This window comes from Paenibacillus sp. LHD-38 (assembly GCF_031157315.1).
Taxonomy (GTDB): domain Bacteria; phylum Bacillota; class Bacilli; order Paenibacillales; family Paenibacillaceae; genus Pristimantibacillus.
On the sequence record NZ_JAVIFU010000015.1, the window covers coordinates 89738 to 107137 of the forward strand.

Sequence of the window (17400 nt, forward strand, 5' to 3'; positions counted from 1 at the left end):
ACATTTCTATGGAGAAGCGGGTGAAAGAGTGAGAGTAAAGCGCAATCGGATACAGAAGGCTCGCAAACCTAAAAAAGCGAAAAAAATAGGTGTGAAATTAGTAAGAACACAGAAAAGAAGAATTAAAAAAACGTTACACAGAAATCAGTTGTTAATAAGAAAGGCAAAGTCTAAAAAAACGTTACACAGAAATAAGTTATTAATAAGAAAGGCAAAGTCTAAAAAAACTCCTATTATAAATGAGAAAAAACTAAAAATTCTAGTGCTGACAAAACCTAATGATACCATGGAATCGGATTATAATCTTGACACGATTAAGGCTATGGAAAACTTTGCAGAAATACGCTATTGGACCGAAGGCGGAAGTATGCTGGAAGTATTGAAACAGTTCGATATGAAACCGGACTTTATTCTATATTATGATTTGGCAGATGTGAATTTTGTGTCTGTTATTAACGAAGTGGAAGAAGGTGGGATTCCAACAGGGTATTATGCGGTTAATGATCATGTAAGTGAAATGGACCAAATAACATACATCCAAAATCGAAAAATCGATCTTTTTTTCACTGAAAATCATAATTCCTTCGCAATGAGCCTTCCTGAGTATGAAGGAAGAGTCAGACTGCTGCCTCCTGCTATGACTGAATCCAATGTAAAGGCACAACAAATCATTTCATATATAGAACAGCTTATTCAAAATACTATCAAAGCGCAATTGCAAAAAACGAATGATAAGAAAGCTGATGTACCTCCGCAAAGAAAAACAAAGGTTCTGATCCTTATAAAGCCATTTAACAAAAAAATGCCCAAGCATCAGCACAAATATGATTTTATCAAGGCCATTGAAAAGGTTGCGGATGTTCAATATTGGCATAGGAATGGAGATATTCTAGACATTTTAAAGAAAATAAAGATGAAACCGGATTTTATATTCCATTATGATATTGCTTGGAACTATGCGTTTTCTCCAAATATTACGAATCTTAATAAGGTGAAAATACCATTAGGTTGTTATGTAATGGACGTACACTGGAATAAGAAATTCAGAAGTGCTTACTTTCATAAAACCGCGAAACCGGATTTAATCTTCTCAGCAAGCAAATATCCGTTTCTTAAGGTTTTTCCCGAATGTAAACCCAAATTTAGATGGTCGCCGTTTGCGATCAATCCCAAAGTAATCAAAGACTATAAGCTGAGGAAAAATATTAAGTTCTCCCTGTTAGGCTTGATTCAACCACGATATAAATTCAGAAAAGCGGTTCTGAGAAGAATGAGGAGAGTAAAAGGATTCATTAACTTTAAGCATCCGGGGCACAAGGCTCGAGCCAGACGAGGTCTTCTTATTAACAGTAATTATGCCAAGGTTATCAACCGATCACAAATTTCATTTACTTGCGGAAGTGACTTAAAGATTCCTGTTGCTAAATTTTTTGAACTTCCGGGATGCAAAACCTTAATGTTGGCGGAGCCGAATCGTGATTTGAAGGGCTTGGGCTTTAAGGATAAGGTGAACTATATAGCATGTAGTAGAAAGAATTTTTATAGAAAAGCATTATCTTTTCAAAAAAACAAACGCGCAAGAGCACGAATTACACGAAATGGTTACAATTTTATTCGCAAGTATCATACGATTCAAGTTCGAGCACAGCAATTTGTAGCGGAAGTTAGAAAGATTCTATAACACAAATTGATGGTTCGATCGAAGCTATCTACTATCTTTCAGAATTCACCAAAAACGACAGCGAGATTGACTATTCAAGAATAGTCAATCTCGCTGTCGTTTTTGTATTTGATCCGTGTTAAATTTTATGCACTATCTTTCTTTATAATTATTCGAATTAATTTTCGCTTATCTTCTGCTTTTGCGTTTCCATTTCCGTTTCCGCTTTCCTTTCTTGAAAACGACTAGATGTCCTTTTCCGAAGTCAATGGCTACTTTTCCGGTTAAACGGGCAATCGCGGGTGCCAGGACAACGGAATTAACGCCGCAGGAGATTAAAGCAATATCAAATTGATATTTCATTGCTTCTACCTGCGTTAACGTTCTATTCATTTGCGTGTAATCAGAAAAGATAATCGTTCCGGCAATGTCCATCCCATAAGGGTCTTTTTGAAGGATTTTTTTTAGTCTCTCGGCTTCCCGCGTGATGATCAGGACTCTTCGGCCCCTCAGCACATCCCAAAACTCCTTCCGCCCCGCTAAAAAACGGTTAACGACGGCATCGCAAGTATAGCGCGGCTTTAGCTTATAATATCGGAATATTTTATTAGTAAGCGGCCGCTTCACTCTGGGATGTGCAACCGTCCTTTTATCCCCGGGAATAAGTATCCCAACAATATTTGCTTTCTTAATCGATCGGACCATTTCATTTCTCAGCTTTAAATTTGGAAGCCTGACGCCCTTTTTTCCTCTATTGGCTTTCTTTGCCCAGAGCTCCCTGAGTACGGTTTTGATACTCCACACCGACTTTTGCGCCATTACAATATTTTCACCGTCACCTATTCTTACCATGGAGAAAGGCTGATGATTATCTAAAGCATTCTTGATGCTTCTCAATACCTGCTTCCATTTTAAATTCGTCACAATCATTCCCTCTCCTTATTTTTTTTTTACTACTCCACTATATGAAAGATGCAGCAGTAGTTCTTGTGCCACTCCCCGTTCTTTATGCAGGAGATCATCCATTTTCGTTTTATTTGCTATGCCTGAAGCGAAATGTGCGCAAATTAGGGCTAGAGCATACGCATGGGAGTAAACCTGCACAAGAGCATCAACACTATCATTCATATAATGTCGTAGTGAGAACATTTTCTGGAGGGGAAATGGTGGAATGAATTTAAATTGGGAGAAAGTACTGCATATGATTAAACATGCTTTGGACCATCGTCAGCCGTTTTCCATCGTGAGAATAGGAGACGGAGAGAATATTGTCATGGCACAAAGATCCGTATGGAGAATGAGCTCCGTACTCAAGGAACCGTGGGCTATAAGGGCCAACCGTGGACAAAAGGGCGTGAGGCTTCCTAATCTTACGCTGCGGGACCAAATGATCCGATCGATAAAGATGGCTGACATTGTGGGCGTTCTTCCACCGGGAGATAGAAGAACCTATGCTCCGAGAAGATTGAAGCGTCCGCTTACCAATAAAATATTTCAATATTATAAGCTAAAGCCCCGCTATACTTGCGATGCCGTCGTTAACCGTTTTTTGGCAGGGCGGAAGGAATTTTGGGATGTGCTGAGAGGCCGCAGAGTTCTGATTATCACGCGGCATGCCGAGAGACTTAAGAGAAGCCTTCAACGAGATCCGTATAGGATGAACGTTGTTGGTACGATCGCATTTTCGAATAATAAGCAAATGGGCAGCGCGTTAAAAAAAGCTTATGCGATGAAAGACAAATTTGATATTGCTCTGATCTCCTGTGGGGTTAATACGGTGGTTTTGGCCCCTGAAATCGCCCGTTTAACCGGAAAAGTGGCGATGGATTTCGGTAAAGGCCATCATGTCGTGTTCAGAAAAAAGACGATTAAAGGCAGCACTAAATTTAGCGATCAGAAAATAAACAATGCGGCCGAGAACAACCTAATGATGCTCACCTCGCAGTATATTCCCGGAAAGGTTTCCGTCGTCGTATTGAATCACAATAGCCTGAAATCCACGAAAGAATGCATCGAAAGTATCCAGCAGCACTCACCGATAAATACCCAGCTCGTTTTGGTTGATAACGGCTCAACCGACGGAACGGCAGAGTATATCCAAACCATCCCAGGGTCTACGGTCATTAAGAATGAGGTAACTAAAGAACGCTGCGAAGCGATGAATCAAGGTGTAATCGCAGCAAGTGGAGAATATATCGTCCTGCTAAATGAGAATACGGTAGTAAAAAAAAATTGGCTTCACGGCATGCTCTGGTGGCTGCGAGCAGATCCGACGATCGGAATAGTCGGTGTCCGGAAAAATGCAGCGGATGGCAGTCATAAGGTAGAAATCATTCCGTATGAAACCATGCAAGAGATGGACGATTTTTCTGCGTATTTATCTGAAATTTATAATCGACAGGGTCATCATGCGGATGCCTTGCGTGATCTTTGTATTATGTTTCATCATGATTTAGCCCTCCAAATTGGCAGCTTCGAGGAAAGGTATGACCTGCTGCACGGCTAAAATGATTGATTCATCCACACCATCTTCAGAAAAAGGAGCGGTTATTTTTGAGTGCAGAGTCAAAACCTCAATTTACGGTTGTTATTCCTTTATATAATCGTCAAGCCTATGTCGCAAAAGCGATTAAAAGCGTCATTCGTCAAACGTATAAGGGTTGGAAAATACTGATCATTAATGACGCATCTACAGACAAATCCGCATCCATTGCATCGGCCTTTACATCGGAAGAGGAGATAAGCCTTATTAGTTTAGATACGAATGTAGGCATTTCGAAAGTGCTGAACATGGCTTTGAAACATGTAACAACACCCTATTTTGTCCAATTGGATTCGGATGATTGGCTTGAACCGAGCGCGCTCGAAATTTTGGCGAAAACCTGCGTTAAACATCCGGAAGCGGCGTTAATCTACGGGAATTCTAAGCTGTGGCTTGAGAACAAAGGAAAATTGCGGCTGAAGAAAATAATAAGACATAGGCAATACAGCAAGATGAAATTTCTTATTACTTTCGATTTCATGTTAACACCGAGATGCTATAAAACTTCTGCTCTTAAAGCTGCGGGCGGGTGGGAAGTGAACGATCCATACGAAGGGCGGATCATGGAGGACCGGCGCATGTGCATGAAGCTTATCGATCGTTTTCCGCACCGCTTTGTAAACCGGAACCTTTATAACGCTTTAAAGCATGGCCGTCAGCTTACAAACGCGGCAAATATCAAAAAACGTAATGTACTCCGAAAAAGACTCGTACTCCTGTATTTGAAAAAATGGGGGAACAAGCATCAGCCTGTATTTGGCCATACAAGCAGCGGCTACCTGATTGTAAAGAAATTAAAAAAACGCAAATCCAGATAGAGGGGTGAATGAACAGCATGGCAAAGCTAAATTCCGATCAGGTGCTCGCAAGGATTAAAGAGGCATTGGATCATCAACGGCCTTTCTCACTCATCCGAATCGGTGACGGAGAAAATGTGATCATGGCCCAAAAATCGGTTTGGAGCCTGAGGGAAGTATTAAGGACACCATGGGCCAGACGGGCAAACCATCCGGTCAGAACGCGAAGCGCACGCCTCGGACATAAAGAAAAAGGAGTGACGCTTCCCAACCTAAAGCTAAGAAATCAAATGGTTCGTTCGATACGGAAAGCCGATATTGTAGGCATTTTGCCAATCAAGGACAAGATAAAGGCGCCGAAAAGAGTAAGACGCCCCTTAACGAATAAAATATTTCGTTATTACAAGCTGAGGCCGCGGTTTACTTGCGATGCTTTTATCAACCGTGAGTTTGCAAGCAAACCGGAATTTTGGGAAGTGCTGAGAGGCAAAAGGATTCTGATCATCACGGAGCATGCCAAAAAATTAAAAGAAGTACTTCAAAGCGATCCCTATCGAATGGTGATAACCGGAGCCATTATTTTTACGCATTTTAAGCAAATGAGCAAAACGTTGAACAAAGTGGAGGGAATGAAAGACCAGTTTGATATTGCCCTCATATCCTGCGGTGTAAATGCTGTCGTTATGGCGCCCGAAGTAGCTCGGCTAACAGGGAAAGTGGCGATTGATTTTGGAAAAGGGCCTAAAGTCGTTTTCAACAAGCCGAAGACTCTGGTAGAGAAGAGCAACGTTAGTCTTATGAATAGACTCATTTTACTCTCTAACGATGCCATGGAGGCCAAGGATCGTCTGTCCGGGGAAGATATGAAAAGCTTATCCGAGAATGGTTCGGAAACTCTTAACGGAGAAAAAGATGAAGACTATTTTGATAGCAAGGGTATATCGTCCATACAGAATCTAAATGATAGGCATACACTATTCATGTGAAATTATTTGGTCTTAATAGGTTCTGCTGGATACTAGGTTCTGTTAGGAGGTATTTTTTTGAAGGGTGTGATACTTGCTGGAGGTACCGGAACGCGCCTTTGGCCATTAACGAAGATCTTAAACAAGCATTTGATACCTGTCGGGAAATATCCCATGATCTATTACGCAATAGACAAAATGCGAAGTGCGGGAATCGTAGACATTCTAATCGTGACGGGAAAACAATCGGCCGGACTATTTACCGACTTACTGGGAAGCGGCAAAGAATTGAGAGTGAAAATCACCTATAAGATACAGGAGGAAGCCGGCGGAATCGCCCAGGCTTTGATGACTGCAGAGGATTTTGTTCAACCGCATGAAAAGTTTATCGTTCTGCTCGGAGATAACTTGTTCGACGAATCGCTTATAAAGATGGTTAACGATTTTAGCAATCAGGAAAAAGGCGCCAAAGTGTTTCTAAAGCAAGTTGACGATCCTCGCAGGTATGGGGTTCCGGTGATTGATGGAAACAAAATCATTCAAATTGAAGAAAAACCGTCTGATCCCAAATCATCCTACTCGGTTACTGGTATTTATATGTACCATGGAAGCGTATTTGAGGTCATCAAGCGTATTAAGCCTTCGAATCGCGGGGAACTGGAAATTACTGATGTTAACAACGTCTATGCCTCTGAAGGAACGCTTACTTTCAACATCATGAACGGCTGGTGGATTGATGCGGGCACCTTCGAATCGCTTCACGAAGCTAATGTGATGTTGAAGGATTTCAAAGGTGAAACGTAATCAAGGTGAGTTAAATATGAATGTGTCAGCGTATACGGGAGTGATGGGAGTTGTTAACCAAAAGGATCATCTTCGGTATCGAATTCAATTCGAGATCGACGAAGCCCGCTTGGAGAATCGGATTAACTGCAGGGTGGATTCAATACAGAATGTCCGTATTTATGAAATATACAATGAAAAGCTTAAAGAAGCAGACCAATCAAGATTTTGTAGCCCTTATTCAATATGCGGATTGCACGGAGTCTTTGATAAAGATTGAACTCGGCAAATATGATCCGCTTCCGGAAAACATTCAATTTGTTCCGGCAAGCAAATACCAAGAACATATTTCGCAATGGATCACCGGATTCGATCGCTTATATCTGGTTCGTTTGGATTGTGACGATATGTACCATAAATCTATCGTGCAGCAGTTAAGAGATTACCGCCCTAAATCTAGCACTCAAGCATTAATTAATCAAAAGGGATATATATATGATGCCGTCAGGCAGCGTTTCACAGCGGTTCACCATCAATCTCCGCCATTCTATATTTTTATCTACAAGGCTGAGGATTACCTGAACGGAAAGAGATATGTTACTCCCGGCGGGCATCGATTCGTCATTAAATTAAAGCATGAAATCTTAACTAGAAAGGGAAACCGCAACTATATGATCGTTGTTCATAAGCGCAACACATTAAATCAAAACTTGCTGCGCAAAGCCGTGTTCAGATCGAATCGAAACAAACTGGATCATATTCTCAAAAACTTTTGCAAAGAGACAGCACCTGTTATCGAGCAAGAGCCGCAGCGACTTATGAGGACCGAAGAGGACATGATCGCGCAATAACAGGTTCTCCTGGCGATTTACTTTTTTTGGACGATTGAAAAGAATGCAAGGAGGAACTAGTGATGCCTAATAAAAAAATTATTATTGGAATTGAATTTAATAACCGGTCAAAGCCCAATAATCGCTGGAAGGTGGGTTTGACTAGGCAATGGATTGAGTACAGAATGTCTATCTTTATGAAATACACCTTACAAAGTCTTAAAAATCAAACCAATCAGAATTTTACGGTCCTTGTCCGGTATGCAATCTCATCGGAGTCTACGATCTTGCAAACATTGAGCAAGTACGAAGCACTCCCTGGCAACGTTCGATTTGTACCGGACGGACAATATCTCAAGGTTCAAAAAGAGCTGACACGCGGCTATAAGTATCTGTATCTTGTACGCTTGGACTGTGATGATATGTACCATAAAACCTTTATCAAACAATTGCATAATTATAAGCCCAAGCAGAAAACCCGCGCGCTCATTAACCAAACGGGATACGTGTATGACAGCCTGCGCCATCGCGTCGCTACAGTTAAAAAGCCTTCCCCGCCTTTCTATACGTTTATCTATAGGACTTCCGCTTATTTTAAAGGACTTAGGTATAAAACACCGAAAGGGCATACTTCCGTTATTAAGCTTAAGCATGAAATACTGACCAAAAACGGAAAACGAAACTATATGGTTGTTGTTCATGAACGAAACACATTAAACCAAAGATTATTGTCCAAGACGAACTTCGTAGCGAAGCAGTGGAAGGTAAATAAGATTATGAAAAATTATGTAAAGTAATCGCGATTCACTTTTTGCGTGCCGTGACGACAGCCGTTCCTAGTTCAAGTGCCATAACGTACAATGCAAATGTAGATTTCAATTAATGAGGTGTTGTACGATGCTTGAGAAGCCGGATATGTATGAGAAGGCAATGATACAGGAAACGTTAGAATCAACGGCTTTACCGGTTTCGCCGGAACAATCGGACTCACAGGAGATGATGGAAACGATAGATTCGACAGAAGCAGGGAGCCAAATAACGAAGCTTCTCCCGAAGGGAGTATCCATCATTACGGCAACCAATAAACCGGAATTTATGAAGCAATTGTTCACGAACTACAGCCGCCAGCGCTGGAAAGCGAAAGAGCTTATCATTCTATTGAACAATGATCGCATGAGCATCGACAGTTATAGAAAATATGCCAAGCATTTTGATCAAGTGTCCGTCTATCGGCTGCCTCAGAAATACTCTCTCGGAAAATGTCTAAACTACGGCATCAGCAAAGCGAAATACGAGATTATTGCTAAATTTGATGATGACGATTATTACTCTCCGCATTATTTATCAGAAGCCATGGCGGAATTTGAGCGAACTGGCGCAAACGTTATAGGGAAAAATAAGTTTTATATGTACTTCCACAGCGGCAATAAGCTTATGCACGCAAGCATGCCGACTAAGAGGCTCGTAGCCGGCGCGACCATTATGTTCGAGAAAAGGATATATCCCGGGGTTGTTTTTTCTAACCTGCGCAAGGGCTCGGATATGAGGTTTCTTAACGACTGCTTGAAAAAGGGGTATAAGATCAGATCCACCAGCCGGTACAATTTCACCGCCCTCAGGAGAGGGAACCAAAAGAAGCATACGTGGAAGGTTACGGCCCGAACGTTTCGGATCCTTAGAGCGAAGACCGTAGCGCGAACCAGCCAATATCGGCCTATCGTAAACCGGGCTATTCCAAAAGATTAACTATGCGCCGAATAGGCGTCTTTTTTTTGGTAATTGCATTGACCGTCGTATTATAATCTAATAGAGTTGATTTTAATGTAATGCTCTTACAAATGCCGATATGAGGTGAGTAATAGAACGATGATTAAACTGTCTTTCCGCGCATTTGCAGTTATCCTTTTCCTGACTCTATTAGTTCCTGCGGTTACCTTGCATGCGGCAAGCAACCTACTAACGAATGCTGGTTTTGAGAACATAACGGAGGGCGCTCCGACTGAATGGCAGCATGACGCCTATTTGAAAGAAGAGCATATTACCACGTATACGATTTCGGATAAAGAGGCCCATACGGGCACGTATTCCGCGGTGCTCGAGAATAAGGAAGCCAATCATTCGCGCTGGACGCAGACGATCAAAGTAAAACCGAAATCAACCTATAAGCTATCTGGTTACATAAAAGCGGAACAAATCGGCGCGGATGCGACCGGCGCTCATTTTTTTGTAGACGGCGTTGCCGTTGCCTATCCCGAAATAAAGAATACGAACGGGAAATGGGCTTATGTGCATTTTTACGCAAAAACGGGCAAGGATCAGAAAAGCATTACGTTTGGAGCAAGCCTCGGCGGTTACGGGGCGATTAACACCGGGAAAGCTTATTTTGACGATGTCAGTGTAGAGAAAGTATCGAAGGCCCCTGCGGGCGTTGAGGTATTCAGCTTAACGCCAACAGAAACCGGACAAGCATCCGATGCTGCCGCTAAAGGCGGATCCGTGCTGCCCCTGATTTTGTTCGCGGCGTTGTTCAGTCTGTTGTTTTCCTTAATTTACAAGAAGCTCCTAAGAGAGAGAAGCTTATTGGACGGGAAACCGCATATACATAAATACATACTCGTATTTGTATGTATTGTCGCTCTAGCGGCGCGGCTTTGGCTTGCGGTTACGAATATGGGCTATGCCAATGATATTGCGTTATTTATGGCCTGGGCTGACCATGCTGCAAAGGAAGGCCTTTCCGGGTTTTACCATTCCGGCATGTTCGTAGATTACCCGCCCGGCTATATTTATATTCTGTATGTCTTAGGTTTAATCAAGGACATGCTCTCTTTAGACGGAGCATCGAAGGCAGCACTTCTTTTGTTCAAGCTGCCAGCGATTTTGGCTGATCTTGCAGCTGCTTATTTTATTTTTCAAACGGGTAAAAGAAAAACGGGCTTTTCCGTATCATTGGGACTTGCATTGCTCTATTTATTCAATCCTGCAGTTATTGTGGATTCTGCCGTTTGGGGCCAAGTCGACTCCATATTTGCTTTGGTGCTCGTGCTGTCCATCCATGGACTTGCTGAAAATAAGATCGAGCGCGCTTCCGTTTGGTATGCCATAGCGGCGCTTATTAAGCCGCAGGCGTTCATTTTCATGCCGGTGCTGCTGCTATGGTTTGTTTATCGCAAAGACTGGAGGAAGGTCGCGGTTAGTGCCGCTTATGGCTTTGCGGCGTTTATTTTACTCGCTCTTCCTTTCTTTTGGGGGAATGGCGGATTATCGGGTCTATTTCAACTGTACAAAGGAACCTTATCTTCCTATCCTTACGCCACATTAAATGCATTTAACCTTTATGCGCTAAGCAATGATAATTGGAAGCCGATCACCGAAACCTGGCTGCTGTTCTCCTTCAAAACCTGGGGGACGATCTTTATTTTGGCTGCCGTTGCTTTAGCCGCATATTTCACCTTACGCAAGAAGGACAGCGATTCTTCCAATCGGGTTTATTTTATAGCCATGGTGCTCATCGTTGTCGTATTTATGGGTGTAACCAAAATGCATGAGCGTTATTTATTTCCGGTCCTGTTACTTGGTCTCTTCGCCTTCTTGCAATCGCTTGACCGGAGAATGCTTATTGTTTTCTACGGATTTAGCTTGACCAGCTTCATTAATATTGCTTACGTATTGGATTTCAGCAAAACAACGACAAACGTCCCTTTTAACGGCATTGTTTTATTGTGCTCGCTAGCAAATATTGGGTTAATGCTTTACTTGCTTTATATCGGATATGATAAATATATACGCGGCAGGGTAAAGCTGGTAGAGCCGTTATTGGAGAAAGAGCTTACGGATACGGATCATGAGACGCTATCCCCTTTCAAGACCAAATCCATTTCGCGGGCGAGGCAAAACGCAAATCGTTTCGATCGCAAGGATTGGATCGTTATGGGCTTAATCACAATCGTATATGCGATTGTTGCTTTATTCCAGCTCGGCGATATGAAGGGGCCGCAAACGGCATGGCAGCCTGCGGCGGCAGGCCAAAGCTTTTACGTCGATTTGGGCGCTGTCAAACAGCTTGACCGAATCAACAGCTTTGGCGGTGTCGGAACCGGGAAATTCAAATATGAATTTAGTCAAAACGGGACCGATTGGGACAATGTGATGGAAATAGACAGCAGCCATGTTGCCGTATTTACTTGGACAACGCAGCCCGCAGCGCTTCCAGCACGTTATGTAAAGGTCACTACCGTTCAAACGGGCTTTTCTATGCATGAGCTTGCGATCTACGAGCAGAGCAACAAAATACCGCTGCAGATCGTCGGAATAAACGATGAGCTGGCGAAGGATGCCAAGAGAGGCAGCGTACCGCTGCTCTTTGACGAACAACAGCTGGCCGTGTATGACGCTACCTTCATGAATGGTTCATATTTCGATGAAATTTACCATGCACGTACGGCTTATGAGCATCTGGAACATATTGTGGCTTACGAGAATACGCATCCGCCGCTTGGCAAACTGATTATTGCGCTCGGCATCAAGCTGTTTGGGCTTAATCCGTTTGGCTGGCGCATAGCGGGCACGCTCTTCGGTATAGCGATGCTTCCATTAATATATGTTTTCGCTAGAAGGCTGTTCAAAACCAGCGTTTACGCCGGACTTGCCACAGCGCTGTTTGCCGCTGATTTCATGCACTTTACGCAAACAAGAATCGCGACAATAGACGTTTACGGCGTGTTTTTCATTATGCTGATGTTTTATTTCATGCACAAATATTATTCTCTCAGCTTTTACAGAGTCAAGCTTGGGGTTACCCTTATGCCGCTGTTCTTGGCGGGATTGTTTTTTGGAATAGGCGTGGCGTCCAAATGGATTGTGTTATATGGCGGCGCGGGTTTAGCCATCATGCTCGGGATATCGTTATTTGAACGATATAAAGAGTATGCAGCCGCGAAGCGGGTTCTGCGGGGCGGGATGGCATCAAATGCAACCTTCAGCTCAGAGAAGCTGCAGCATATCGTTCATGTGTTTCCGCGCTATACCTTGATTACGCTTGCTGTTTGTCTCGTATTCTATATTGCCATACCGCTTGTGATCTATGCCTTGTCCTACATCCCGGTACTGACCGTCATGGATGACGGTTATACCTTGAAGAGCCTTGTCGATTATCAGAAGCATATGTTCAGCTATCATAGCCAGCTCGTATCGACGCATCCGTTCTCCTCATCCTGGTGGGAGTGGCCATTTATGAAGAGACCAGTATGGTATTATTCCGGCGACAATATGGCCGAAGGCTTTAAGTCTACAATCGTTGCGTTGGGTAATCCGCTTATTTGGTGGACGGGAATCTTCGCAATGGCTGCGACGATCTGGATCAGTATCAAACGGAAAGACAAAGCCATATATACGATATGGATTGCATTCTTGGCGCAGTACGTGCCATGGATGCTGGTCACACGGCTCACGTTCCTCTATCATTATTTTGCGATGGTGCCGTTTATTATCTTGAGCTTGGTTTATATATTCAAGGTGATTGAAGAGAAGCGGCCAGGCTTTAAGCTCGCGCGCAACATTTTTCTGGCTGCGGCCGTTCTGTTGTTTATTGCCTATTATCCTGCGCTCTCCGGTATGACGGTGAAAAGCTGGTATGTAGAGCATGTGCTGCGCTGGTTTCCGAGCTGGTTATTTTAAATACTATGTTACCAGAAGAACGGCGACAGTCGTCTACGCTTGAGAAAGGGGCATATAGATGAAGCAATCAGCTGTAAAATACAGTGTTATCGTCCCGATGTTCAACGAAGAAGAGGTTATCGAGCATACGTATGAGCGGCTGAAGCTGGTTATGGATCATGCTGATGAGCCGTATGAGCTGATATTCGTCAATGACGGAAGCAAAGACCGTACAATTGAATTAGTATCCATGATTTGCGATTTCGATCCTAACGTCCGGCTGATCAATTTCTCCCGCAATTTCGGCCATCAGATCGCGATCTCCGCCGGTATGGACTATGCGCAGGGGGATGCCATCGTCGTAATTGATGCGGATCTTCAGGATCCGCCTGAGGTCATTCTAGATATGATCTCCAAGTGGAAGGAAGGCTACGAGGTCGTTTACGGCAAACGGCTTAAGCGCAAGGGCGAGACGGCATTCAAGAAGCTGACGGCGAAAATATTCTATCGTACGCTGCGCAGCTTAACCAACGTTGAAATTCCTGTGGATACGGGTGACTTTCGATTAATTGACCGTAAGGTATGCGATGTGCTGCGTGGCTTAAAGGAGAAAAATCGCTTTGTGCGTGGCTTGGTCAGTTGGATCGGCTTCCGCCAGACGATGGTTGAGTATGAGCGGGAGGAACGTTTTGCAGGGGAGACCAAATATCCGTTAAAGAAGATGATCGCTTTTGCCATTGACGGGATTACCTCGTTCTCCTATAAGCCGCTAAAAATTGCAAGCTATATCGGCTTTACTTTGTCGTTTACAAGTTTCTTGTACCTGCTGGTCGTCATTTTTCAGAAGCTGTTCACTGGCAGCACGATTGCGGGCTGGGCTTCCATCGTAGCGGTTAACCTTTTGTTTAATGGCATTATTTTGATGCTCCTTGGCATTATCGGCGAATATATTGGTCGGATTTATGACGAATCCAAAAACAGGCCGCTTTATATCGTTCGCGAGGTACAGGGCTACTCTGAGAACGATGCGAATCAACCAGAGAATGCAAGCGGCTCGGAACGGGTTAAAGAGTATGGCTAAAATGGCTTCCAAAAAGGTTTTCTTTCAATTCTTAGCCTTTAATCTAGTGGGGCTGCTCAACACTGCAATCGATTTTCTGCTTTTCACCCTTCTTCTATGGTTAGGAACCTATTATTTAATCGCGCAGATCATTGCTTACGGAGCGGGAATGATTAACAGCTTCGTGCTTAACAGCCGATATACCTTTCATAAGAGAGATGGCCTCGTCTCAAAACCGCAGCAGATCAATAGAGGATTAAGGTTCGCCCTGTGGAATGCCCTCTTACTTGGACTTACACTGCTGCTACTTGCCGCCTTTACAGAGTGGTGGGGAATGAACGAGGTCGTATCCAAGGTCATCGTAACGGTGATTACCGTGGCGCTGAATTTTTATGGAAGCAAGAAATGGGTTTTTGCAGTGAGCGGGTCGAGAGCAAAGAGCAGCTAACGGAAGGCGGGAAAGATGAAAAAAATATTATCTTATACATTAGTAATCGTGGGTCTTCTTATTTTACTTTATCCCAAAGCCAATGAATGGTACGACAACCGCCAACAGGATAAGCTGATGGCGGATTGGGAAGAAGCTAGCTTCGAAGAAACGGCAGAACAGCAGGCACAGCAGCAGTATGAGGATTTGACGGATCTGTTTAACGAGGAATCGGCAGCCGCGGCTGTGGATACTGAACCTGAACCGACGATTGTACCTACGAATCCCGCCACGGATGCCCCATCAACTGCTCCAGCAGCGCAGAAGCTAACATCGATCGCAACCATTAAGATTGACAAAATAAAGCTGAAGCTGCCTGTCGTCGAAGGGGCTACCCAGAAAAACATGAAATCCGCCGCCGCCCATTTAAAGGAAACAACCGCGATAGGCCAGATCGGCAACGCGGCAATCGCAGGTCATCGCATGCGGTCGAAGGGAAGGTTGTTTAACCGGCTTGGCGAGGTAGAGGTCGGCGATATAATCGTGGTGGATACAAAGAGGAAATCCTATACCTACACGGTCTATAAAGTATCGATCGTAAAACCAACGGACGTATCCGTGCTTAATTACAACAACAAAGACAAGCTGCTTACCTTAATCACTTGCGATCCGATCGTGAACCCAACGCATCGTTTAATCATCCACGCAAAAATGTAAGCGATAGAGCCCATTTTCTCCGCTTAACAGCACCAATGGTACCGCCCCTTCATAGTATAAGTTGACTGTATCCCTTAACCTTGTTAAACCATAAAAACCCGCGCAAGGAGGGGTGACAAACATTGAAAGGTAGCGACCATAAGAGCAAGTTTTTATTGACGCATCGTGAACGCGAGGTATTCGAGCTGTTGGTACAGGATAAGACAACAAGAGATATTGCACAGCAACTATTCATCAGCGAGAAGACCGTCCGCAACCATATTTCTAATGTCATGCAAAAGCTGAACGTCAAAGGTCGTTCACAAGCGGTTGTCGAGCTAATCAAGCTTGGTGAATTACAAATCTAACATAGCAATATGATCGGACAGCATAGCGATATGCTGTCTTATTTTTGTTTAAAACGCTTTATGTTTTGGGTGGCAAACATTGAAGGGTAGCGACCATAAGAAGGAAACCAAGCGGCATAAAGAATAGCTTGTAGTGACGACAAATACTTTCTAGCTATGATAAAATGAATGTGAAAAAATAGATCTGATTAGTACTGATTGCAGCAAAGGAGAACGTGGAAAAAATGAAAGATCCGAAAATAGTAGAAAAGCAAGATGAATTACTGGAGCTGGTGAAAGGTTTCTGCCAAGACAAGCTGGATGAGGAATACGAACGTCTGTCCATAAAAATGGTTGAAAAGCTTGGACGTAAAAGGACGGTCCCGTTTATGTCTGGTAAGCTGGTGGTATGGGCAGCGGGTATCATTCATGCACTGGGAACGATCAATTTCCTGTTTGATAAAAACTCACAGCCCTACGCCACTGTACACGACATTTGTGAGTTTTTCGGCACCGCGCAAAGCACGACCAGCCAGAAATCCAAAGTAATACGCGACCTGTTGAAACTTGGCTACTTCGACAGTGAGTTTTCAACCGCCAGCTTGCAGGAGAGAAATCCGTTCAATCATGTGGTGTCCATTAATGGCTTAATTGTTCCGAGTGGTATGATTGACTAGTTGTTAATGTGAAAATGGAGTACAAGCTCTAAATATCTGGTATAATGAAGTTTGAAGGGAAGGTGACCAGAGTGGAAAAGGTGTCAAGAGAAGCTGTTGAAGATGCGATTGAAAAAATATTTAATAGCAGCACTGGTCAGACTGAAATTCATATTAATGAGCTGATTCATTCTTTGGTTGAACAATTTTCCCACCATAGAAATGAGTTGTCTCAGGAACAAAAAAATAAGCTGGGAGAGACGATTTTCTTCCATCCCGATGTATTGAAGCAGTTGAAGCAGTCTGATCTGGAACCTGAGCAAAGTGATATTTCAAGCTACGACGAATACCTGAAGTTCAAGAATGAGGTATTTAATGAGCGTAAATGACCGCTATTCGGTGGAGTGGTCAAGGACAGCGCTTCGTCGTCTGTTTACGTTCCAAAGGATTGACCATGACCAGGTATATCAATTGTCATTGCATTTTTTGGGCAAGGATCCGTTCGCTCAAGCAGACAAAACAGCTGACTATGAGAATTATGCCTACAATGGCTTTTGCCTTAAAATGATTCGGAATGTTGTAGTAGTCTATTCGGTGGACGTGAAGAGTAAAAAGGTAAGGATACGCGCTTGCCATCACGGAGGAAGCGGAGATGTCGCCCAAATTTTATACGGCATCGAGCCTCCATTCACAAATGATTAAGTCATCTTCAAATTCAGTTGTGTTTCAAAACACATCATGAATGTCATGCAAAAGCTGAACGTCAAAGGTCGTTCACAAGCGGTTGTCGAGCTAATCAAGCTTGGTGAATTACAAATCTAACATAGCAATATGATCGGACAGCATAGCGATATGCTGTCTTATTTTTGTTTTCGTAGACGTTTTCAATTTATTATACGCTAGCGCAAAAAAATCGACTGCCTCAGTATGAAGGCAATCGATTATAATTCGGATTAAAATCCATATTCTCGCAGTTGTTCAC

17 protein-coding genes and 1 pseudogene are annotated in these 17400 nt (G+C 43.3%); 17 read left to right on the plus strand and 1 reads right to left on the minus strand.

Annotated features, from left to right (window positions below; translation table 11 throughout):
* Positions 1 to 28 precede the first annotated feature (28 nt).
* Positions 29 to 1681: a glycosyltransferase family protein gene (locus RCO25_RS14850; protein ID WP_308996921.1), complete on the plus strand. Its 1653-nt coding sequence runs from the start codon at positions 29 to 31 to the stop codon at positions 1679 to 1681.
* 168 nt (positions 1682 to 1849) lie between these two features.
* Here RCO25_RS14850 and RCO25_RS14855 read toward each other — a convergent pair whose 3' ends face one another.
* On the minus strand, positions 1850 to 2584 hold the full coding sequence (locus RCO25_RS14855) for a GT-D fold domain-containing glycosyltransferase (protein WP_308996922.1): 735 nt from the start codon (positions 2582 to 2584) through the stop codon (positions 1850 to 1852).
* A 247-nt stretch (positions 2585 to 2831) separates the two neighbouring features.
* On the opposite strand from RCO25_RS14855, the gene RCO25_RS14860 reads away from it, so the two are divergent.
* The 16 genes and pseudogenes from RCO25_RS14860 to RCO25_RS14935 all read left to right on the plus strand — a co-directional run.
* A complete protein-coding gene (locus RCO25_RS14860) occupies positions 2832 to 4166 on the plus strand; it encodes a GT-D fold domain-containing glycosyltransferase (protein ID WP_308996923.1) in 1335 nt (444 codons plus the stop codon).
* A 47-nt stretch (positions 4167 to 4213) separates the two neighbouring features.
* A complete protein-coding gene (locus RCO25_RS14865) occupies positions 4214 to 5020 on the plus strand; it encodes a glycosyltransferase family 2 protein (RefSeq protein WP_308996924.1) in 807 nt (268 codons plus the stop codon).
* A gap of 17 nt (positions 5021 to 5037) precedes the next feature.
* Positions 5038 to 5985 carry a GT-D fold domain-containing glycosyltransferase gene (locus RCO25_RS14870; RefSeq protein WP_308996925.1) on the plus strand — a complete coding sequence of 316 codons (948 nt, stop codon included), beginning with the start codon at positions 5038 to 5040 and terminating at the stop codon, positions 5983 to 5985.
* Between the two features lie 57 nt (positions 5986 to 6042).
* The gene (locus RCO25_RS14875; RefSeq protein ID WP_308996926.1) at positions 6043 to 6768 is read left to right on the plus strand and encodes a sugar phosphate nucleotidyltransferase; all 726 of its coding nucleotides are present in this window, start codon (positions 6043 to 6045) and stop codon (positions 6766 to 6768) included.
* Between the two features lie 50 nt (positions 6769 to 6818).
* Positions 6819 to 7598, plus strand: coding sequence for a hypothetical protein (locus tag RCO25_RS14880; RefSeq protein ID WP_308996927.1), 780 nt, complete (start codon positions 6819 to 6821; stop codon positions 7596 to 7598).
* 62 nt (positions 7599 to 7660) lie between these two features.
* Positions 7661 to 8374, plus strand: coding sequence for a glycosyltransferase family A protein (locus RCO25_RS14885; RefSeq protein ID WP_308996928.1), 714 nt, complete (start codon positions 7661 to 7663; stop codon positions 8372 to 8374).
* A gap of 100 nt (positions 8375 to 8474) precedes the next feature.
* The gene (locus RCO25_RS14890) at positions 8475 to 9323 is read left to right on the plus strand and encodes a glycosyltransferase family 2 protein (RefSeq protein WP_308996929.1); all 849 of its coding nucleotides are present in this window, start codon (positions 8475 to 8477) and stop codon (positions 9321 to 9323) included.
* Positions 9324 to 9443: 120 nt separating this feature from the next.
* On the plus strand, positions 9444 to 13253 hold the full coding sequence (locus tag RCO25_RS14895; RefSeq protein WP_308996930.1) for a phospholipid carrier-dependent glycosyltransferase: 3810 nt from the start codon (positions 9444 to 9446) through the stop codon (positions 13251 to 13253).
* Between the two features lie 58 nt (positions 13254 to 13311).
* Positions 13312 to 14313, plus strand: a complete 1002-nt coding sequence (locus RCO25_RS14900) for a glycosyltransferase family 2 protein (RefSeq protein WP_308996931.1) — start codon at positions 13312 to 13314, stop codon at positions 14311 to 14313.
* A gap of 1 nt (position 14314) precedes the next feature.
* Complete coding sequence (locus RCO25_RS14905) at positions 14315 to 14740, plus strand: GtrA family protein (protein ID WP_308996932.1); 426 nt, start codon at positions 14315 to 14317, stop codon at positions 14738 to 14740.
* A gap of 15 nt (positions 14741 to 14755) precedes the next feature.
* Positions 14756 to 15436 (plus strand): class D sortase, encoded by a 681-nt coding sequence (locus tag RCO25_RS14910; protein WP_308996933.1) that lies wholly within the window; start codon positions 14756 to 14758, stop codon positions 15434 to 15436.
* 122 nt (positions 15437 to 15558) lie between these two features.
* Positions 15559 to 15783 (plus strand): helix-turn-helix domain-containing protein, encoded by a 225-nt coding sequence (locus RCO25_RS14915; protein WP_006040330.1) that lies wholly within the window; start codon positions 15559 to 15561, stop codon positions 15781 to 15783.
* A gap of 224 nt (positions 15784 to 16007) precedes the next feature.
* On the plus strand, positions 16008 to 16439 hold the full coding sequence (locus RCO25_RS14920) for a DUF6398 domain-containing protein (protein WP_308996934.1): 432 nt from the start codon (positions 16008 to 16010) through the stop codon (positions 16437 to 16439).
* 71 nt (positions 16440 to 16510) lie between these two features.
* The gene (locus tag RCO25_RS14925) at positions 16511 to 16807 is read left to right on the plus strand and encodes a hypothetical protein (RefSeq protein WP_308996935.1); all 297 of its coding nucleotides are present in this window, start codon (positions 16511 to 16513) and stop codon (positions 16805 to 16807) included.
* Complete coding sequence (locus tag RCO25_RS14930; RefSeq protein ID WP_308996936.1) at positions 16794 to 17120, plus strand: hypothetical protein; 327 nt, start codon at positions 16794 to 16796, stop codon at positions 17118 to 17120. The genes RCO25_RS14925 and RCO25_RS14930 overlap by 14 nt, the downstream gene beginning before the upstream one ends.
* A 21-nt stretch (positions 17121 to 17141) precedes the next feature.
* Positions 17142 to 17240: pseudogene (locus RCO25_RS14935) on the plus strand (LuxR C-terminal-related transcriptional regulator); the annotation flags it as partial.
* Positions 17241 to 17400: the final 160 nt, after the last annotated feature.